We start from the raw sequence: 19,654 nt of genomic DNA on the forward strand, positions 1-19,654 counted from the left end.
GCAGTCCTCCAACTGCCGGCCAAACGACGCGTCCCACGGCGATACCAGTCGATGACTGCCACCGAGATCGACCACGCCGAGCAGCTCTACCTCGCCGGGCACTCCCTCACCGCCTGCGCCAAGCTCACCGGATTCCCCGCCAGCAGCATCAACCGCGCCCTCAACAAACGCGGCACCCCCATGCGCCCGGCCGGACGCCCCGCCCCGATCCCTAGACCAGCGGTCGTCGTGTCGACACACCGCGCCAAAAGATCTCGCGGCTCCACCTCCACCACCGAACCCGCGGCGTAGATCACGCCTGAATCCAAGGTGCTTCGCGGGCGAGTCCTACATCGCGGCTGGGAGTTTTACCCCTGCTGGCGGCCAGGGCTGGGGTCTGCGCACGGCCGCGCCATCGTGGCAGGAACCGGGATCCCTCCCGGTTCGAACTCTGAGCGAGCTCCAAACATCGATGAAGCAATCCGCATTGTCTTAGAGGTCAATCGGCGCGGGAAGAGGCGCGCGGCAGAACAGGATCTGCTTCGGCGAGGCGCTCGTAAACGAGGACTGGTCGTAGTCCCCGCACCGCTGCACGACGTCGAGGCCGGCAAGTCGGCAGAGCGCCAGCAGTTCCTCGGGAAAGAAGCAGCGCATGCTGACCTTCTTGGTCCGCACGCACACGTCGCCGCGGAGATAGTCCAGCGTGAAGCGCAGCACTTGGGTGGAGCGGTCGTAGCTGGTCGTCGCTTGCACGTCGAGCGTCGTCCCGTCTCGGTCGACAACCGACTTGTGGCGGTAGGGCGCCTCGGGGCGCCGGCTCAGCTTGGCCATGTCGGGGTTGAACACGTCCAGGATCAGGGTCCCGCCCGGCATCAGCGTGTTTCGCGCGGAGGTGAGGAAGCCGACCGCGGAATCCAGGTCGTGCAGGTGCTGCATGGCGTTGGTGGCCGAGAATACGCGGTCGAAACGCTTGGCAGTGCAGATATTCCGGCAATCCTGTTCAAGCCACTCGACGGCCAGCCGCTCCTCCTCAGCCCGCCGACGGGCGCGCGCGAGCATCGAAGGTACGACGTCGAGCCCTGTGACGTCGACGCCCGCCCGCGCGATCGGCAGGGTAATGCGCCCAGTCCCGCAGGCCACCTCCAGGACCGGGCCCCTCGCTGCGACGGCCTGGCCGAGGAAGAATGGGATGTCATGCGTGCGCGCCGCGAACTCCTGGTCGTAGAAGTCCGCGTCATCGTAGACAGCCAGACCTTCCAGTGGCTTCATCGCGCCTCCTCCGGTGTCGGGCCGAACACGTCGGCGAGGCTGGTCAGAACGGAACCGGGCCACGTGCTGTCCCCGAACACACTGATCGGGACAGCGAGCACACCGTGCTCGCTCAGAAGCGCCTCTGCCGGGATTCCAACCGGGAAGAAGTAGTTGCCGGGACTGGTTCGGTTCGCCGACGGGATCGCCGCGAGCACCTCATCCGGCAGTCGTTCGAACAGTCGCTCAGCCCTGACGGCCAGCTCGGCGACGACCCGCGGCGGCACGTCGCAGTGGTCGGTTAGCAGGCGGTCGGCGAACCTCAGCTGCGACTGTTCCGGCCGATCCGCACGGAAGGCTTCGGCGAGTTCGGCATGCTCCGGTCCCACAAGGACCACGCCGAAGGTGCGCGGCCACAGCCATGCCTTCGTGACCGAATGCAGCAGGATCGCGCGACCGGTCTCCAGCAACCGCTGGGTGCCCGCGGCGAACGGCGTGCCCAGGTCATAGACGCTGTCGATGAGGACGCGGCGATGAGGTGACTCCTGCAGCCACGAAACCACTGCGGCGCACTCGGTGTCGGAAAGGTACCGGCCGAGCGGCTTACTGGGATTGGTGAGCAGCAGGTATTCGGGCCGGTCGTGCGCCAGAGCGCTCGGTAGGACAGGCGCCGGCAGCGTCGGGTACGACCCGGGCACCAGGCCGGCCTCGCGCGCCAGCTCGAAGTAGACCGGGTACACGTCACTGGGCAACCACAGCCGCGCTTGCGCACCGCTCAGCCAGTGGAACACCACGCCGAGTCCGTGGCGGACCCCTCGACACACCATGGCTCGGCGGGACCACTCGGCTGGCAGCTCGTACCGCGCCAGCCACGCGCGAGCGACATCGCACCGGTGCACGGTCTCAACGCCGATCGGCGGTTCCGGCCGCAGCGGAGCAAGCGCCCGGTACACGTTGGTTTCGGCGGCGTCCAGTAGCGATAACGCTGCACTGAGCTGCTTCTGCCGAAACTCCTGGAACTCGGCGAACCTCACGCCGCCACACTTTCCGGGACTATCTCGCTGGCTCGGTCTTCGAGGGAGGCGTAACAGCGTCCATCGGCCATGACGTTCCAACTGCGGACGACGCCATGGGTGCGTTCCCAGAGCAGGCTGGGCTCGGTGTAGGCGGCGATCCGCATCGGGCGGCCGTCCCAGCTCCCGTCGTAGACCGGCGCACCCCAGGGCAGGCGGCTCGCCAGCTCGAAGCCGTACTGCTCGGCGAACCGGGTGACGACGGACAGCGAAACCTGGTGCTCGCGGCTCCAGACGTTAGCGGCGCGGTCGAAGTAGAGCGACTCGGTGCTTGTCGAGACATAGAGCTCTTTGAAACAGACTTCCTCGACACCGTGGGCCACGGCCCACGAAAGGTAGTCGGCAACGCCGGTCGCGTCGGCCACGCCTCCCTGCTGCAGCACGCAGATCAGCCGCATTCGTAGCCCCGGCCAGCGGTCGCGGTCCCTGCGCCAGGTTTCGACTACGGCATCCACTGGTGTGCGCAGCATCATCAGCCGTTCACTGACGGCATCGTCCTGATGGTGCCGAGAGATCGCCAACACGCTCAAACCCGCGGTGCCTAGAGCGGCCAGCCGGTCGGCCACATCGGAGTGCTCGCCCTTGGCCAGCGTATGCGCGTTGGTGATCAGGACGACCTTCGGGAAAGCCGCCGAGCAGGCGGACACCAGCCGCAGCTGCTGGTCGAACGGCAGGAGCGTCGGCTCTCCTCCACCGGTAATCACCGCACGCTTGGCACCCGCCGCACGAGCGCTCTCCAACCAGGAGGCGACCGCGTCCCACGGGACCCGCGCCGGCGGTTGGTCACTGGAGATCGACGCCGAGGAGAAGCAGAACGAACACCGAGCCTGACAGGCAGAGGCGACCGGCAGCAGCGAAACTGAGCGCGGCCGCAGGTCGGCGTAGCGACGCAGTGCCGATCCGTGCAGGTGCAAGGAAGCCGCCATCGCGTCCTCGACGGTTGTCGGACGCAGAGCGAACTCATCGCCCCCTGTTTCAGAATCGAGCACAGTGTCGAGCTCATGGACAGCTGACAAGCGGATGCTGGCCTCGTGCAGTTCCGTACCGAGGCCGGTCGACACGTTGGGCACCAGTATGTCCGGATCCACCGTGGTTTCCAGTACCAGCAGCCGGTTGCCCGGAATGGCCAGACGGTCCAGCAAACGTCGCGCCTTGCCGATTCCGATACCCAACTCAGCACGGGTCAGCAGGTGAAACCGGTCGGGATAGGTACTCTCCGGAATCCCCGCCTTACCGTAGGCGAGCGCATACTTGTTGAAGCCTCTCGCGAAGTTCGACAGCACGATGACGTGGAAGCGCCGATTGCTACGATCCATCGCGCCATCATGCATGAACGGCCGCTGAGGCCACCAGCTACTTACTGTGCGCGGTATCTGCGAACTCACGGTGTCGATGAGAACGGATGTGGTTCCGCTCGCCGTGGAAGTCGTGGCGAGTCAGGATCTGCTGTGCTTCAAGGTCTTCCATGCTTTACCGACACCCGGCGGCTTGGCGAATGGAGTCGGGCACCGGTGGGAGATCGTAGGACCCCGCGCACACTTCGGTGCTGGTTCCGCCGTAGACGATCACCATGACCTTGCCACTCGGAGCCTTGTGGAGCAGCAGGTTCTTTCCGGTGACAACCCCTGACGCGGGCCAGTACGCCCATTCGCCCCCGCACACGCGGGCTGAATCTTGCACCAGATTGGGATGACCCAACTCCTGTGCGACGGCAGCACTGTCGAGCTGGCATCCGGTCTCGGCCTGTGGCTCAGCTGTCAAGGAGACAGAAGACGCCGCAACTGGCGAGGCGGACGTGGTGGCCTCCGGGCCGTGACTGCTGCCGCAGGCGACGACACTCAACAGACCTGCCATACCAAAGGAGATGACGGGCAAGACTTTCCGGGCATAGCTGGTGCTGCTATACATCGCGTGCTCCTCCGTGGTGTCGACGGGCAGGTCGGCACATTTTGCCTTGACGCTGCATGGCGCACAGCGTCCGACACGGTCAGACAACCGACGCCTGACCCGGCGAACGTTCATGGACAACGCACTAGCCAACTATAGGTTTGTTTTCAGTGGGGTGTGCCCGGCACCTCGTTGTCCTTGTTCGGCCGCATGACGCAACTTCACTCACGCCGCACCACTCGCGACAAGTACGACAGTGACTGAACGGTCACGGGTTCGGGCCCGCTCCGAGTATTACGTCCGTTGCGCGTGCGGCTCGTAGACCAACCGGATGACACGGTTAGCACGGAATAGCGCTATCGACGAGAACATCGTCGCCTTAATGTCTCGAATGCTCCACGTCGGGACGCCACCTTCAAACATCCACTTGGCCAGCAGTTCGGGCAGGGTGAAGCGGAGTCGAAAAGCGTCTGATCCATCAGCCGGCACGATCACCCAATCACGGCTGACTTTGTGGCGTTCCGCGAACTCAAGGTGAACACGAACATCCGTCCCTTGCACAGCGCTGAGATAGGCGTCGAAGGCTGCAGAATCGTCGGCGACGAGAACGAGAACGAATGCGGCGGGAGGAAACCCGAGTACCAGACTGCCCAGGTGGTCGGTCGCAAGCCCGGCCATCGTACTGGCCAACTGATAAGTGGGAAACTCTCGTAGCGGAGCGAAACCTTCAGAATCATCAGCATCGCCATCTCCCGACTGATCGCGCAATCCGTTCAGGGATTCCGCGATGCGCGTAGAGCGTTGTGCCACACCGTAATCCGTCGTCATCGACACGACGCCGGGGACAGTCTCAGCGCTTCTGCCGGGGCGAAGGTTCGAGATCAGATGGCTCAGCTCAGAGAAGTCCTCGTCGGAAACGCTAGCGGGCCAGGTACCGAGTACGTGGCGCAGCGCAGTCCGAAACTGCCGAAGCGGGAACCGCGAAACTCGACTCTGCTCGATCAGCGCAACTGTCTCCGCTGCCAGATCGTCGGCCGCCGTAAGTAGCGGTGCGAAACCAGGGTTCGACAGGTCCACGAGTGAAATCTGATGGGCTAGAGCGAACTGCTGCGCAGGCGTCGTGAAACCACTCGCCGAGAACAACGCGTACCGATAGTGATATCGCCGAAGGGGCAGTCGATCGGTATCCGGCGGGATCGCTCCAAAGGTCTCGTTGACATCGTGCAAAGTACCGGAGGCGTTCCGAACCATCGGAAGACCGGTCTTGGCTTTCCGATACTTCGCCTCGACGAACAGTCTTATCGGCAAGGAGAACGGCAACGGCAGGTCGAGCTCACCGAGAACGTCAACCTGATGGTCGGCTCCGCGCCCACGAACCAGCAGTCCGAGCTCGCTGTCCTTCAACGCCTCCGGATCTTGATCAGCAGCAACCAGCAGCCGATACCCATTGCGTTGGAGAAGTCGGGCCAACAACTCCTCCAGGACATGCCCGCGTATCGTCTCACGACTAGGCTTCTTCACAGTTCCCCCTGCACCATCACCATCGACTCTTCACCCACGAGTGGCTTCGAGGATGCTAACTGGCCAGAACCCATAGCGGCGGAAGATCACTCATGCACATTGGATGCCAGCGCCTGGAGTCACCTGTACCAGCGGAAACTGCATGGAACACCGGCTACCGCCCAAGATGCCAACTGTGAGGTATGTCAAGTGGCGCACCATGGTTCGAGCATCGAAATCGACAGCCCCGTCCAACGCCAATTGGCCAAAAGCAGGAGGTCGGTCTACCGCAAATCGTAGTGGACCGATCGTTCCAGTGGGCGCAGAGGGGATCGAACCCCCGACCGCTGGTGTGTAAAACCAGTGCTCTACCGCTGAGCTATACGCCCCGAACCGCCGGCGGGCCGGGGTTGGGTGTCGGGTCCGGACCTTGCGGTTCGGAGCGACGGGTTATGAATCTAGTGTGGCGAGGGCTTTTTCCCAAGCTTGCTGGTCACGGGGCTCGCCGGGGCCGTTCATTTCGGCGAAGCGGATGATGCCGTCCTTGTCTACGACGAAGGTGCCGCGGTTGGGGTAGCCGGATTTGGCGTTGAAGACGCCGTAGGACTGGGCTACTTCGCCGTGGGGCCAGAAGTCGGACAACAACGGGAAGGTGTAGCCCTGTTCGGCTGCCCAGATTTTGTGGGTGGGCGGGGGGCCTACCGAGATGGCGAGGATTTCTGCGTTGTCGTTCTGGAACTTGGGGAGTTCGTCGCGGACCTTGCAGAGTTCGCCTTGGCAGATGCCGGTGAAGGCCAAGGGGTAGAAGACGATCAGGACGTTCTTCTCGCCGCGGAAGCTCGACAGCGTGACTTCCTGATTGTTCTGGTCCTTCAGCGTGAAGTCCGGTGCGACCGTACCGACCTCGAGCGGCATAGCAACCCCTCCCATCCTGCGTCCCGGCATTCGCCGAGACAAACCTGGCGCGTCACCGGGCCCGATGCACAGGCCCAGCACCCAGCGACAACCGGTGGATTCACGAGGAATCCACCGGTGTCACTCGGTTGACTGAAACCTTAGTGGAGGGTTCAGCGCTGCTTGGAGGGTGTCTTGGGCTGGGTGAGCTTGGTGCCCGTCCAGGTTCCCAAGGAGACCGGGGTGGTCGAGGTGAGGCCGGCAGGTGTTGCCGACTCGGCGATTTCACTGGGATCCACATGGCCGGGCTGGCCGGTCTTGGGTGTGAGGACCCAGACGATGCCGTCATCGGCGAGCGGAGAGACAACGTCCATCAGCTCGTCGACCAGATCGCCGTCTCCATCCCGCCACCACAACAGCACGACATCGACTACTTCGTCGGTGTCCTCGTCAAGCAACTCGGAACCGACGGTCTCCTCGACACCTGCACGCAGTGCGTCGTCGGTATCTTCGTCCCAGCCCAGTTCTTGAACCACCATGCCGTGTGAAATGCCAAGCTTCTGAGCGTAGTTCTGCGCGTCCGCCGCGGCGACCACGGTGGTGTCCTCCTCAACTCCAGACAATAGGTAGTTGCAAGCGAACATGGTTAGAGCCCCAAGCGCAAGCCGATCGGCCGAAATCGCACCCTAAATGTCTTATGTGAGACCAGAGGGAGCCATCGGACAGCGGTGATCCTACTTGGCCGGGCAGGCATTGCGGACCGCCGTCAGCGCGTCATTGACCTTCTTGCTCGCGTCGTTGAGGGGTGCGACGGAGGACCCGGATCCGGTCCGTCGAATCTCTGCGGCCAATGAGCGCGCCGCGCCGACGTAATCGGTGAACTTGCCCGAGAGATCGGCCGACAGTGCCGGTCCGGCCGCGGCCACCTGAGCCTCGACCGCCTTCGCCGCGTCCTCGAGGGCGCCGGCGGCGGCATCACGCTTGGCGATCTGATCGGCCGCGCTGCCGTCGTGCGCGTCGACCCACTCGTTGTAGCGGTCGACCTGCGTCCCGGCCGTTTTGCGGAACGTGTCGCAATTGTCGGCGGTCGCCTTCACGATCGCGGCCGCGGCCGCGGACGAACTGGCCGCCGCCGCGGAGGTCGCCGCTTCGGCCTTGTAGGAGGTGACCTGGGCTTGATCGACGGTCGCGGTACCCTCGACCGTGTTCGCGCAGCCCGCCAGCACCAGCCCCATCGCCACCGCCGCGGACGCGCACACCAATCCGAACCCCCGCGGGTTCAGCAGCTTCACTTGGTTCCTCCCCGATCAGCCCGGCGGTTCCCTGCGCAACCGTACTGGATTTCCGGCTGACATGATGACCTGGGCCGCATCATCGACAAGGATGTGAGATGCGCCCCAAACCTTTGCTGACGGGTATGCCGCCGACCAGCGGTTACCCGGGGTATTGACGCCACACCAGATGTCCCACCCCATGTGTACGAGGAGCAATCGTCTTGACCGACTTGATGCACCCTTCTTCGTCGAACTCCACCAATGGATCGGCACGCAAAACCCCGGCGGGGGGCCGGGTTCGAGTGATTCGCGAGGGGGTGGCGTCCTACCTGCCGGACATCGATCCGGAGGAGACCAGCGAATGGCTCGACTCGTTCGACGAGATGCTGACCCGCGAGGGCCCCGGCCGCGCGCGCTACCTGATGCTGCGCCTGCTCGAGCGCGCCGGCGAACGCCACGTCGCCATCCCGGCACTCACCTCCACCGATTACGTCAACACCATCCCCACCGAGAACGAGCCCTGGTTCCCCGGTGACGAGGAGGTGGAGCGCCGCTACCGCGCCTACATCCGCTGGAACGCCGCGATCATGGTGCACCGCGCCCAGCGGCCGGGAATCGGTGTGGGCGGCCATATTTCGACCTACGCGTCGTCCTCGGCGCTCTACGAGGTGGGTTTCAACCACTTCTTCCGCGGTAAGGAGCACGCGGGCGGCGGCGACCAGATCTTCATCCAGGGTCACGCCTCCCCCGGCGTCTACGCGCGTGCCTTCCTCGAGGGCCGCCTGACTCCGGACCAGATGGACGGTTTCCGGCAGGAGTACAGCCACGGCGGCCCCGGCGCGGGCCTGTCGTCCTACCCGCACCCGCGCCTGATGCCCGACTTCTGGGAATTCCCCACGGTCTCCATGGGTCTGGGCCCGATGAACGCCATCTACCAGGCCCGGTTCAACCACTACCTGCACGATCGCGGCCTGAAAGACACGTCGGATCAGCATGTTTGGGCATTCCTCGGCGACGGCGAGATGGACGAGCCGGAATCGCGCGGCCTGATCCAGGTCGCCGCCAACGAGGGCCTCGACAACCTGACCTTCGTCATCAACTGCAACCTGCAGCGCCTCGACGGCCCGGTCCGCGGCAACGGCAAGATCATTCAGGAGCTGGAGTCGTTCTTCCGCGGCGCGGGCTGGAACGTCATCAAGGTGGTGTGGGGCCGCGAGTGGGACTCGCTGCTGCAGGCCGACCGTGACGGCGCGCTGGTGAACCTGATGAACACCACGCCCGACGGCGACTACCAGACCTACAAGGCCAATGACGGCGCGTACGTGCGCGAGCACTTCTTCGGCCGCGACCCGCGCACCAAGGAACTGGTGAAGGGCCTGTCGGACTCCGAGGTCTGGAACCTCAAGCGCGGCGGCCACGACTACCGCAAGATCTACGCCGCCTACGCCGCGGCGATGGCGCACAAGGGACAGCCGACGGTCATCCTCGCCAAGACCATCAAGGGCTACGGCCTGGGCAAGCACTTCGAGGCCCGCAACGCCACGCACCAGATGAAGAAGATGACCCTCGACGATCTGAAGGCGTTCCGCGACCTGCAGCGCATTCCGATCACCGATGCCGAGCTCGAGGCGAATCCCTATCTGCCGCCGTACTACACGCCCGGCAAGGACGCCCCGGAGATCCAGTACATGCTGGACCGCCGCAAGCAACTGGGCGGTTACCTGCCCGAGCGTCGCACCATGGCCAAGCCGCTGCAGCTGCCCGGCGACGAGGCCTACCGCAGCGTCCGCAAGGGTTCCGGCAAGCAGCATGTCGCCACCACCATGGCGTTCGTGCGCTTGATGAAGGAACTGTTGCGCGACAAGGAGATCGGCAAGCGCATCGTCCCGATCATCCCGGACGAGGCCCGCACCTTCGGTATGGACTCGTGGTTCCCGTCGCTGAAGATCTACAACCGCAACGGCCAGCTGTATACCTCCGTCGACGCGGATCTGATGCTCGCCTACAAGGAGTCGAGCGTCGGCCAGATCCTGCACGAGGGCATCAACGAGGCCGGTTCCACCGCCAGCTTCACCGCGGTCGGCACCTCCTACGCCACCCACGGCGAGCCGATGATCCCGCTCTACATCTTCTACTCGATGTTCGGCTTCCAGCGCACCGGCGACGGCCTGTGGGCGGCCGCGGATCAGATGGCCCGCGGCTTCGTCCTAGGAGCGACCGCCGGTCGCACCACGTTGACCGGTGAGGGCCTGCAGCACAACGACGGTCACTCGCTACTGATCGCCTCCACCAACCCGGCATGCGTCGCCTACGACCCGGCGTTCTCCTTCGAGATCGCCCACATCGTGCGCGACGGCATGCGCCGCATGTACGGCGGCGGCCTGGTCCAGGGCTATCAGGAGGCGCTGCCCGGCACGGATCCGGAGTCGCACTCGGTGCATCACGAGTTCGGCGGCGAGGACATCTTCTACTACATCACCCTCTACAACGAGCCGTATGTACAGCCGGCCGAGCCGGAGGGCCTCGATATCCAGGGTCTGCTCAAGGGCATCTATCTCTACAAGCCCGGTGCCGCGGGCGATTTGCGCGCCAACATCATGGTCGCGGGCGTCACCATGCCCGACGGTCTGCGCGCGCAGGAGATGCTCGCCCAGGAGTGGGGTGTGCAGGCGGATGTCTACTCGGTGACCTCGTGGGGTGAGCTCCGCAAGGAGGCCCTGGCCAAGGAGATCGCGAAACTGCGTCACCCCGACCAGGATCCGGGTCTGCCCTACGTCACCGAGGTGCTGTCCAAGGCGTCCGGCCCGTTCGTGGCCGCCACCGACTGGATGCGCGCCGTGCCGGATCAGATCCGCCAGTGGGTGCCGGGCGAGTACATCACCCTGGGCACGGACGGTTTCGGTTTCTCCGATACACGTCCGGCAGCCCGCCGCGTCTTCAATGTGGATGCCGCATCGATCGTGGTAGCGGCCCTGCAGGGCCTTGCCGCGCAGGGCAAGATCGCACCGGCGACAGCCGCCGAGGCGGCCCGCCGCTACGCCATCGACGATGTGAACGCCGCGCCGAAGGCGGCACCCGGTACCGAAGGTGGCGACGCATAGCCGAACATAAAGACCGTGGAACGTAAACCGCCGAGGCCGCGCCGGATCAATGAAGAAGGCACCTCCTCACACGAGGTGTATCTCCCGACCGGTGCGCTCTCCCCGAATCGGCAGACGCGCGACCCGCTTCCGGACACTCTCCTGAAACGGGTCAAGCAGTTCTCCGGTCGCCTGTCGACCGAGGCCGTGGCGTCGATGCAGGATCGGTTGCCGTTCTTCGCCAATCTGGACGCCGCCCAGCGCGCCGGCGTCCAGATGCTGGTGCAGACGGCGGTGGTGAACTTCCTGGAGTGGCTGCAGGACCCGGAATCGGATATCCGCTTCAGTCTCGATGCGTTCCAAGTGATTCCGGACGATCTGGCGCGGCGGCTGACGCTGCGCCAGACCGTCGACATGGTCCGGGTGGCCATGGAGTTCTTCGAACAGTGGCTGCCGGCGTTGGCGCGCAACGACCGGCAGCTGGTGGCGCTCACCGAGGCGGTGCTGCGATACGGGCGCGAGCTCGGTTTCGCGGCCGCCTCGGTGTACGCCTCGGCCGCCGAGTCGCGCGGCGCGTGGGACACCCGATTGGAGGCCCTGGTCGTCGACGCGGTGGTGCGCGGCGACAACGGCCCCGAGATGCTCTCGCGCGCGGCCACGCTCAATTGGGATGCGACCGCCCCGGCCACGGTGCTTGTCGGCACGCCCCCCAAGGATCAGGTGGCCGTTGTCAGTTCCGTACATAGCGTCGCCGGACGACACGGCCGAAACGCCCTCGCGGTTGTCCAGGGTTCGCGGCTCGTCATGGTAGTCAGCGGACATCTCGGCGACCCGTTGTATCCGTCGCAGTTCCTGGCGGACCTCCTCGCGGACGCCTTCTCCGACGGCCCGGTGGTGATCGGCCCGACCATGCGCACACTGTCGGCAGCGCACGTCAGTTCGGTGGAGGCGATGGCCGGGATGGAGGCCGTGGTGGGCTGGCGTGGCGCGCCGCGCCCGGTGCACGCCTCGGAACTGCTGCCCGAACGCGCCCTACTGGGTGACCGGGCCGCGGTAGACGCCCTGAACGAGCACCTCGTGCTACCGTTGGCCGCCGCCAGCGCCGATTTGTCGGACACGCTGGATGCGTACCTGGATTGCGGTGGAGCCGTCGAAACTTGCGCCCGCCAGCTGTTCGTTCATCCAAATACGGTGCGCTATCGGCTCAAGCGAATCGCAGACATCACGGGCAGGGATCCGATGAATCCGCGCGATGCGTATGTGTTACGTATCGCGGCCACAGTAGGTCGTCTGACTCGAACTCGTAACGAATCGCCCACTCCTGCCACGGATGTGACTCCCGTCACAGACCCTAAGGATGGGCTGTAACGAGATTCGCGGATGGGGCGATCCGGACAACCCACTAGGTCTTTTGTGGACTCCTCACAAAACTGCCAACAAAGCTTCATTCGCGCCGACATCTCGTGAGAGCGGCATCACGGTGTTTTCTAGGAAGCGTGATCGCACTGCTCGCCCCTGGACAGGGCTCTCAGACACCCGGCATGCTCACCCCTTGGCTCGAACTTCCCGGCGCCGCGGATCGCATCGCGCTGTGGTCGAAGGCCTCGGGGCTGGACCTGCTGCGGTTGGGCACGACTGCGACCGCGGAAGAGATCGTGGACACGGCTGTCACCCAGCCGCTCGTCGTCGCGGCCGCTCTGCTTGCTTTTGCTGAAATCCCGCAGGATTCGCTTCCCGCGGATACTGTCGTCGCCGGACACTCGGTCGGCGAATTCGCCGCCGCTGCCGTCGCCGGAGTGCTCTCCGCCGACGACGCGGTGGCATTGGCCGCCATCCGCGGAGCGGAAATGGCCAAGGCTTGCGCCCTCGAGCCGACCGGAATGTCCGCGGTGCTCGGTGGTGACGAAGCGGTAGTGCTCGCTCGTCTCGAGGAGCTCGGGCTCGTTCCGGCCAACCGCAATGCGGTGGGTCAGATCGTGGCGGCGGGTAAGCTCGAGGCGCTCGAAGCCCTTGCCGCGAACCCGCCCGAAAAGGCTCGCGTCCGTGCACTGCCGGTCGCCGGCGCCTTCCACACCGTGTTCATGGCACCCGCCCAGGACGCAGTGGCGGAGGCCATCGCCAAGATCGCTCCCCATGAGCCGGTCCGGACCCTGCTGTCGAACTTCGACGGTCAGCCGGTCAGCTCCGGTCAGGATGCGATCGACAAGCTCGCTGCCCAGGTCACCCGCCCCGTGCGGTGGGATCTGTGCACCGAAACGATCCGTGCGGCAGGGGTTTCCGCGGTGGCAGAGTTGCCGCCGGCGGGCACCCTGGTCGGCATCGCCAAGCGGGAGCTCAAGGGCACCCCGAATCTGGCGCTGAAGACCCCCGCGGACCTCCCCGCGCTCGCCGAGCTGACTTCGACAAGCTAGCTTGGCTCGCGGCCCGCTCCCTCAACGGCGAGGGAGCGATCGGGTCGCAAACCGAAATCAAGTCCCACCCCTCTACATAAGTAAGGAGCCACCACAGTGGCCGCTCTGACCCAGGAACAGATCGTCGAAGAGCTCGGCAAGATCATCGAAGAGGTGACCGGTATCGAGCCCTCCGAGGTGACCATCGAGAAGTCCTTCGTCGACGACCTGGACATCGACTCGCTGTCGATGGTCGAGATCGCCGTCCAGACCGAGGACAAGTACGGCGTCAAGATCCCCGATGAGGACCTGGCGAGCCTGAAGACCGTCGGCGACGCGGTGGCGTACATCCAGAAGCTCGAGGCCGAGAACTCCGACGCGGCCGCCGAGCTCAAGGCCAAGTTCGGCGAAGAGGCCTAGGACCCGACCGTGACCACTCCTTCCACCTTGAACGGGAACTTTCCCAACGTCGTCGTAACGAGCATGGCGGCGACCACGTCGATCGCCGGTGACGTCGATGCGACGTGGAAGGGCCTCCTCAATGGCGAGAGCGGCATCGACACTCTCGAGGACGACTTCATTGCGGAGTACGACCTTCCGGTTCGAATCGGCGGCCACCTGAAGGTGTCGCCGGACACGCTGCTCGATCGGGTCGAGATCCGACGCATGGCGTATGTCGAGCGTCTGGCGACCGTCCTCGGTCGCGAGGTGTGGAAGAACGCCGGCTCGCCCGAGGTTGACCCGCTGCGGCTGGGTGTGGCCATCGGCACCGGTCTCGGCGGCGGCGACGCGCTCATCGATTCGGTGGACAAGCTGAAGAACGGTGGCTATCGCAAGATTTCGCCGCTGGCTGTTCAGATGGTCATGCCGAACGGCCCGTCCGCCGTCGTCGGTCTCGAACTCAAGGCCCGTGCGGGCGTGATCACTCCGGTCTCGGCGTGTTCGTCGGGTTCGGAGGCCATCGCCAACGCGTGGCGGATGATCGTCATGGGCGACGCCGACATCATGGTGACCGGCGGTGTCGAGGGCTTCATCGACTCGGTGCCGATCGCCGCTTTCTCCATGATGCGGGCCATGTCGACCCGTAACGACAACCCGAAGGGTGCCTCGCGCCCCTTCGACAAGGATCGCGACGGCTTCGTCTTCGGCGAAGCGGGTGCGCTCATGGTCATCGAGACCGAGGAGCACGCCAAGGCTCGTGGTGCCACGATCCACGCCCGGCTCATGGGTGCGGGTATCACTTCCGACGGGTTCCACCTGGTGGCTCCCGATCCGGAGGGCAGTGGTGCGGCTCGCGCCATGCAGCGCGCGATGCAGACCGCCGGGTTGTCCGCCAAGGACGTCACCCACGTCAACGCTCACGCGACTGCCACCCCCGTGGGTGACACCGCGGAGGCCAACGCGATTCACAAGGCGGGCGTCAACCACGCCTCGATCTATGCACCCAAGTCGGCCCTGGGCCACTCGATCGGCGCCGTCGGCGCTCTCGAGTCGATTCTCACGGTCCTCAGCATCCGGGACGGCATCGTCCCTCCGACGCTGAACCTCGAGAACCTGGATCCGGCGATCGATCTGGATGTCGTGCACGGCGCAGCGCGTCAGCAGGACATTCAGTACGCGATCAACAACTCTTTCGGTTTCGGTGGGCACAATGTCGCGCTCGCCTTCGGCCGGTACTGACGCGCAACTAAGAAGAACCGCGCACTTCTAGAACCGGTCAGTAAGACGAACACCCGGTAGGGGATTCGGATTCGGCAACCCCGCATCCGAATCCCCCCGCCGGGGACAAACGACATCAGCAGCCGCTCTCAGCGACCGCGCTTCCCTTTAATAGGAGAGTTTGCGATGACCATCATGGCTCCCGCGCATGCGGATACCACTACCGATCCCCGTGACCCGCTGGGTCGGTTGCAGCGCTTCTTCGATCCCGGAACGGTTCTCCCGCTACACCCGCGCGACAAGTCCGGTGTGCTGGCCGCGATCGGTGAGATCGACGGCGTTCGTACCGTGGCCTACTGCTCCGACGCGACCGTGATGGGCGGCGCCATGGGCGTCGAGGGTTGCAAGCACATCGTCGACGCGATCGACACCGCCATCGATTCCAAGGTTCCCGTTGTGGGCCTGTGGCATTCGGGTGGCGCTCGCCTGGCCGAAGGCGTCGAGGCGCTGCACGCCGTCGGACTGGTCTTCGAGGCCATGGTTCGCGCGTCCGGTCAGGTCCCCCAGATTTCCGTGGTGCTCGGCTTCGCCGCCGGTGGCGCCGCCTACGGTCCCGCGTTGACCGACATCGTGATCATGGCCCCGCAGGGCCGTGTCTTCGTCACCGGCCCGGACGTGGTCCGCAGTGTCACCGGTGAGAACGTCGACATGGAGACCCTCGGCGGCCCGGTCACCCACGGCAAGAAGTCCGGCGTCTGCCACATCATGGCCGATGACGAGCAGGACGCCATGCACCGTGCGCGCCGCCTGGTCTCGATGTTCGCCGAGCAGGGTGAATTCGACCTGGCCGCCGCCGCACACGGCGATGTGGACCTCAAGGCCATGATGCCGCCGTCGGCCAAGCGCGCCTACGACGTCAAGCCGATCATCAACGAGCTGCTCGACAATGTCGACGGCGAAAGCTCTTTCGAGGAGCTGCAGGGCGGTTACGCCCGCTCCATGGTGGTCGGCATCGGCCGCCTCGGCGGTCGCACCGTCGGCGTGCTGGCCAACAACCCGATCCGCCTGGGTGGCTGCCTCAACTCCGAAAGTGCCGAGAAGGCTTCGCGTTTCGTGCGCCTGTGCAACGCCTTCGGCATCCCGCTGATCGTCGTCACCGACGTGCCCGGCTACCTGCCCGGTGTCTCGCAGGAGCTCGAGGGCGTGGTGCGCCGCGGCGCGAAGCTGCTGCACGCCTTCGCCGAGGCCCGCGTCCCCCGCGTCACCCTGGTGACCCGCAAGATCTACGGCGGCGCCTACATCGCCATGAACGCCCGCTCGCTGGGCGCGACGGCCGTATACGCCTGGCCCGGTTCCGAAGTCGCCGTCATGGGCGCCAAGGCCGCGGTCGGCATCCTGCACAAGAAGGCCATCGCGGCCGCCCCGGAGGAGGAACGCGAGGCCCTGATCGAGCGGCTGACCGAGGAGCACGAGCGGATCGCGGGTGGCGTCGAGCGCGCCATCGCCATCGGCGTCGTGGACCAGGTCGTCGACCCGGCCAAGACCCGCTCGACCATCGCGGCGGCGCTCGCGGCGGCCCCGGCCCGCCCGCAGCACAACAAGAACATCCCGCTGTAATCGGTTACGCGGCAACAACATCGGGCGGCCTCTTCGGAGGCCGCCCGTTTTTGTGTTCGGAGGCATCGGGCACGGCGGCCGTGTACAAAACTTACGAAATTTCGGCGATACGCATGGGATACGGCGTTGATACCGGGTGTTTCTAGCGTGCGGGCATGTCAGAGACGCTCGAAGCCGATGCGGTGGCGGTCCCGCGCACGGCCTGGTATCGGTCCATGTTCGTGCAGTTGCTGGTGGCGGTGGTCGCGGGGATCGTCGTCGGCAAGTTCTGGCCGCAGCTCGGGACGGATCTGAAACCGTTGGGGGACGGGTTCATCAAGCTGATCAAGATGGTGATCGCGCCGATCGTGTTCTGCACGGTGGTGCTGGGGATCGCGCATGTGGGGAATCTGCGGTCGGTGGGGCGGATCGGGGTCAAGGCGCTGATCTACTTCGAGGTGGTGACCACGTTCGCGTTGCTGTTCGGGTTGCTGGTGGGGAATCTGGTGAAGCCAGGGGCCGGGTTCAGTATCGATGCGCAGACGCTGGCGACCGGGGCCGATCAGATCGCGAAGACGACGCAGAAGGCGGAGTTGCCGCATACGGTCGACTTTCTGCTGAATGTCATTCCGACATCACTGGTTTCGGCGTTCGCGGAGAACAAGCTGTTGCAGGTGCTGTTCGTGTCGGTGCTGTTCGGGCTGGCGCTGGCAAAGTTCGGGGAGAACGGGCCGCCGGTGGTGCTGGAGGCCATCGATCATGTGAGCCGGATCCTGTTCATCGTGATCGGCTGGATCATGCGGCTGTCGCCGCTGGGCGCGTTCGGGGCCATGGCGTACATCATCGGGCAGTACGGGCTGAAAGCCCTTGGGACGTATGGGAAATTGATCGCCTGCTGCTATGGGGCGGCGGTGTTGTTCATTCTGGTGCTGGCGGCGATCACCCGGATCTTCGCGGGTGCGAGCCTGTGGAAGTTCGTGCGCTACATCAAGGATGAGCTGTTCGTCGCGCTGGGCACGGCGTCGACCGAGGTGGTGCTGCCGCGCATCATGACCAAGCTGGTCGATGCGGGCTGCTCGCGGGCGACGACGGGATTGGTTGTGCCGACCGGGTATTCGTTCAATCTGGACGGTGCGACGCTCTATCTGGCGATCTGCGTGCTCTTCCTGGCGCAGGCGCTGGACGTGAATCTGAGCGTCGGCGAGCAGATCACGGCGCTGCTCGCACTCATGCTGACCTCCAAGGGCATGGCGGGCGTTCCGGGCTCTTCCTTCCTCGCCCTGTCCGCGACGGTCAGCGCCATCGGCCACGGCTCGATTCCTGTTGCGGCGGTGGCGATTCTGCTGGGTGCGGATCGGCTGATGGATTCCATGCGGGTGACGGTGAACCTGCTCGGCAACTGTGTCGCCACGCTGGTGGTCGCCAGGTGGGAGGGGCAGTTGGATGGCGAGCGGCTCGCGCGGGTGCTGGACAGGCAGCCGGTGGAACCGCTCGCGGACCCGGACCCGATGGCGGAGACGGCCCGGGTGTGAGGGGCCCGGCGTCAGGCCGGGGAGATGTTCGCGTTGTGGCGGAAGACGTTGTCGGGGTCCCAGGTGGATTTGAGCGCTGCGAGGCGGGAGTACTTGTCGCCGTACGACTCTCGCAGGCGGTCCGGGTCGTTGTCGGCCAGGAAGTTGACGTAGGTGGCGGCGGAGTTCGCGTGGGGGCGCAGCTCGTCCCAGAGGTCGCGGACCCACTGGCGTTCGGTGGAGAAGCCGGTGGGGTCGGGGGTCATGGCGCTGATGTTGATCACCCAGCAGGGGTTCCGGGGGCCGCTGAAAGCTGTTTCACCGTCGCCGATTTCGCTGTAGCGGCCGCGCAGCGGGAAGATCGGGACGATGGTCAGCGGGGAGTTGCGCAGCGGGTAGCGGGCGATGATCGGGGCCAGCACGTCATCGGTCAGATCGTCGACATAGAGGGCCTTCTCGTACGCGTAGAACCCGTGCGGGGCAGCCTCGTCGAACATCTGCTGCAGGGCGGTGTACGGGATGGGGGTGACCAGTTCCCAGGCGGGGGCGGGGGCGGCGTCACGCAGCGGTTTCAGCACCGCCTCGAGCTCGTCGGGCGCACCGAAACCCGCTATGCCGACCGCGAATCCCGGTTGTCCCTGATACTGCTCGGGAACGAACGGGGCCGGTGGGCCGCAGACGGCGAACACGGCGGCGCAATAGCCCTCGGGCAGGGATTCGATGAGTGCGCGTCCGGCCGCGAGACCCTCGGCGCCGGCATCGGGCGTCCACCACAGCATCGCCAGTTGGGCAAGCGGTGAGAGTTCGTGCAGGGTGAAGCTGAATCGGGTGACGATGCCGAAGTTGCCTCCGCCGCCGCGCAATCCCCAGTACAGGTCGGCGTTCTCCTCCGCCGAGGCGGTGACGATGCGGCCGTCGGCAGTGACGACTTCGGCCGCGGCCAGGTTGTCGCAGCTCAGGCCGTACCGCATGGTGAGCCAGCCCATCCCGCCGCCGAGGGTGAGGCCGCCGATGCCGGTGTGGCTGATGAACCCGCCGGTGAAGGCGAGGCCGTGCGCGGTGGTGGCGGCGTCGACGTCGGCCCATAGGGCCCCGCCGCCGCAGTGGGCGAGCTTGGCTTCCGGGTCGACGGTGACGGTGTTCAACACCCGCAGGTCGATCATCACGGCGTCGTCGGCGACCGCATGACCGGCGTAGTTGTGGCCGCCGCCTCGGACGGTCAGATCCAGGCCCTGGGCACGGGCGGCCCGCACCGCCGCCGCCACTCCGGCCGCGCTCGACGGGCGGACGATCGCCGCCGGGAGACGGTCGAAACAGCCGTTCCAAACCTGGCGTGCCGCTTGGTATTCCGGGTCTTCAGGGGTGATCACCTCCCCGTCGACGGCGGCGCGCAATCCTTCGATGTCGATGCGGGCTGTGGTCATGGTCGGCTCCTTCGGTATTCGTTTCCCGGGCGAATCCAGGGTGAGCTGCGCGGCGTACCGGCACATCGGTCGTTCGCCCTATCGACCGCCCCTCGGTGTCGTGCCGCGTTCCAGTCGTTACGCAGGCGAGCGGCGTGCG

At 65.5% G+C, this 19,654-nt stretch carries 17 protein-coding genes and 1 tRNA gene; 8 read left to right on the forward strand and 10 right to left on the reverse strand.

The annotated features are described in order from the left end of the window. Window positions 1-51 precede the first annotated feature (51 nt). A complete protein-coding gene (locus tag ACFXHA_RS39120) occupies window positions 52-291 on the forward strand; it encodes a hypothetical protein (RefSeq protein ID WP_379365394.1) in 240 nt (79 codons plus the stop codon). 180 nt (window positions 292-471) lie between these two features. Here ACFXHA_RS39120 and ACFXHA_RS39125 read toward each other — a convergent pair whose 3' ends face one another. The 9 genes from ACFXHA_RS39125 to ACFXHA_RS39165 all read right to left on the reverse strand — a co-directional run bounded on the left by ACFXHA_RS39125 (window position 472) and on the right by ACFXHA_RS39165 (window position 7,873). Then, entirely contained in the window at window positions 472-1,248 is a 777-nt protein-coding gene (locus ACFXHA_RS39125; protein WP_379365396.1) for a class I SAM-dependent methyltransferase, read from the reverse strand. Next, window positions 1,245-2,261 carry an aminotransferase class I/II-fold pyridoxal phosphate-dependent enzyme gene (locus ACFXHA_RS39130; protein WP_379365397.1) on the reverse strand — a complete coding sequence of 339 codons (1,017 nt, stop codon included), beginning with the start codon at window positions 2,259-2,261 and terminating at the stop codon, window positions 1,245-1,247. Before ACFXHA_RS39130 ends, ACFXHA_RS39125 begins: the two co-directional genes overlap by 4 nt. Continuing rightward, entirely contained in the window at window positions 2,258-3,616 is a 1,359-nt protein-coding gene (locus ACFXHA_RS39135) for a radical SAM protein (protein WP_379365399.1), read from the reverse strand. Before ACFXHA_RS39135 ends, ACFXHA_RS39130 begins: the two co-directional genes overlap by 4 nt. Before the next feature lie 154 nt (window positions 3,617-3,770). Further along, entirely contained in the window at window positions 3,771-4,208 is a 438-nt protein-coding gene (locus ACFXHA_RS39140; protein WP_379365401.1) for a hypothetical protein, read from the reverse strand. 273 nt (window positions 4,209-4,481) lie between these two features. Then, on the reverse strand, window positions 4,482-5,708 hold the full coding sequence (locus tag ACFXHA_RS39145) for a hypothetical protein (RefSeq protein WP_379365403.1): 1,227 nt from the start codon (window positions 5,706-5,708) through the stop codon (window positions 4,482-4,484). Window positions 5,709-6,004: 296 nt separating this feature from the next. Further along, a tRNA-Val gene (locus tag ACFXHA_RS39150) sits at window positions 6,005-6,076 on the reverse strand. Between the two features lie 61 nt (window positions 6,077-6,137). Continuing rightward, on the reverse strand, window positions 6,138-6,602 hold the full coding sequence (locus tag ACFXHA_RS39155; RefSeq protein WP_379365405.1) for a peroxiredoxin: 465 nt from the start codon (window positions 6,600-6,602) through the stop codon (window positions 6,138-6,140). Between the two features lie 152 nt (window positions 6,603-6,754). Beyond that, window positions 6,755-7,177: a DUF3052 domain-containing protein gene (locus tag ACFXHA_RS39160; RefSeq protein WP_379365407.1), complete on the reverse strand. Its 423-nt coding sequence runs from the start codon at window positions 7,175-7,177 to the stop codon at window positions 6,755-6,757. A gap of 138 nt (window positions 7,178-7,315) precedes the next feature. Then, window positions 7,316-7,873: a hypothetical protein gene (locus tag ACFXHA_RS39165; protein ID WP_379365409.1), complete on the reverse strand. Its 558-nt coding sequence runs from the start codon at window positions 7,871-7,873 to the stop codon at window positions 7,316-7,318. A 215-nt stretch (window positions 7,874-8,088) separates the two neighbouring features. On the opposite strand from ACFXHA_RS39165, the gene aceE reads away from it, so the two are divergent. From aceE to dctA, 7 genes are all read left to right on the forward strand, one after another. Further along, window positions 8,089-10,956, forward strand: a complete 2,868-nt coding sequence (gene aceE / locus ACFXHA_RS39170) for a pyruvate dehydrogenase (acetyl-transferring), homodimeric type (RefSeq protein WP_379365656.1) — start codon at window positions 8,089-8,091, stop codon at window positions 10,954-10,956. A gap of 15 nt (window positions 10,957-10,971) precedes the next feature. Then, window positions 10,972-12,303: a PucR family transcriptional regulator gene (locus tag ACFXHA_RS39175; protein WP_379365411.1), complete on the forward strand. Its 1,332-nt coding sequence runs from the start codon at window positions 10,972-10,974 to the stop codon at window positions 12,301-12,303. A 128-nt stretch (window positions 12,304-12,431) separates the two neighbouring features. Then, window positions 12,432-13,346 carry an ACP S-malonyltransferase gene (locus ACFXHA_RS39180; protein ID WP_379365413.1) on the forward strand — a complete coding sequence of 305 codons (915 nt, stop codon included), beginning with the start codon at window positions 12,432-12,434 and terminating at the stop codon, window positions 13,344-13,346. 96 nt (window positions 13,347-13,442) lie between these two features. Next, window positions 13,443-13,745, forward strand: coding sequence for a meromycolate extension acyl carrier protein AcpM (gene acpM, locus ACFXHA_RS39185; RefSeq protein ID WP_379365415.1), 303 nt, complete (start codon window positions 13,443-13,445; stop codon window positions 13,743-13,745). 9 nt (window positions 13,746-13,754) lie between these two features. Beyond that, entirely contained in the window at window positions 13,755-15,005 is a 1,251-nt protein-coding gene (locus ACFXHA_RS39190; RefSeq protein WP_379365416.1) for a KasA/KasB family beta-ketoacyl-ACP synthase, read from the forward strand. A 165-nt stretch (window positions 15,006-15,170) separates the two neighbouring features. After that, entirely contained in the window at window positions 15,171-16,601 is a 1,431-nt protein-coding gene (locus ACFXHA_RS39195; RefSeq protein ID WP_379365418.1) for an acyl-CoA carboxylase subunit beta, read from the forward strand. Between the two features lie 155 nt (window positions 16,602-16,756). Continuing rightward, entirely contained in the window at window positions 16,757-18,112 is a 1,356-nt protein-coding gene (dctA, locus tag ACFXHA_RS39200) for a C4-dicarboxylate transporter DctA (RefSeq protein ID WP_379365420.1), read from the forward strand. An 11-nt stretch (window positions 18,113-18,123) separates the two neighbouring features. On the opposite strand, the gene ACFXHA_RS39205 is transcribed toward dctA, so the two are convergent. Next, on the reverse strand, window positions 18,124-19,515 hold the full coding sequence (locus ACFXHA_RS39205) for an FAD-binding oxidoreductase (protein ID WP_379365421.1): 1,392 nt from the start codon (window positions 19,513-19,515) through the stop codon (window positions 18,124-18,126). Window positions 19,516-19,654 lie beyond the last annotated feature (139 nt).

The organism is Nocardia sp. NPDC059240 (genome assembly GCF_042753865.1).
Classification (GTDB): domain Bacteria; phylum Actinomycetota; class Actinomycetes; order Mycobacteriales; family Mycobacteriaceae; genus Nocardia.

Coding starts and splice junctions, on each gene's coding strand:
- ACFXHA_RS39120 (WP_379365394.1), top strand. CDS start 52: ATGACTGCCACCGAGATCGACCACGCCGAGCAGCTCTACCTCGCCGGG.
- ACFXHA_RS39125 (WP_379365396.1), bottom strand. CDS start 1,248: ATGAAGCCACTGGAAGGTCTGGCTGTCTACGATGACGCGGACTTCTAC.
- ACFXHA_RS39135 (WP_379365399.1), bottom strand. CDS start 3,616: ATGGATCGTAGCAATCGGCGCTTCCACGTCATCGTGCTGTCGAACTTC.
- ACFXHA_RS39140 (WP_379365401.1), bottom strand. CDS start 4,208: ATGTATAGCAGCACCAGCTATGCCCGGAAAGTCTTGCCCGTCATCTCC.
- ACFXHA_RS39155 (WP_379365405.1), bottom strand. CDS start 6,602: ATGCCGCTCGAGGTCGGTACGGTCGCACCGGACTTCACGCTGAAGGAC.
- aceE (WP_379365656.1), top strand. CDS start 8,089: ATGCACCCTTCTTCGTCGAACTCCACCAATGGATCGGCACGCAAAACC.
- ACFXHA_RS39195 (WP_379365418.1), top strand. CDS start 15,171: ATGACCATCATGGCTCCCGCGCATGCGGATACCACTACCGATCCCCGT.
- dctA (WP_379365420.1), top strand. CDS start 16,757: ATGTCAGAGACGCTCGAAGCCGATGCGGTGGCGGTCCCGCGCACGGCC.
- ACFXHA_RS39205 (WP_379365421.1), bottom strand. CDS start 19,515: ATGACCACAGCCCGCATCGACATCGAAGGATTGCGCGCCGCCGTCGAC.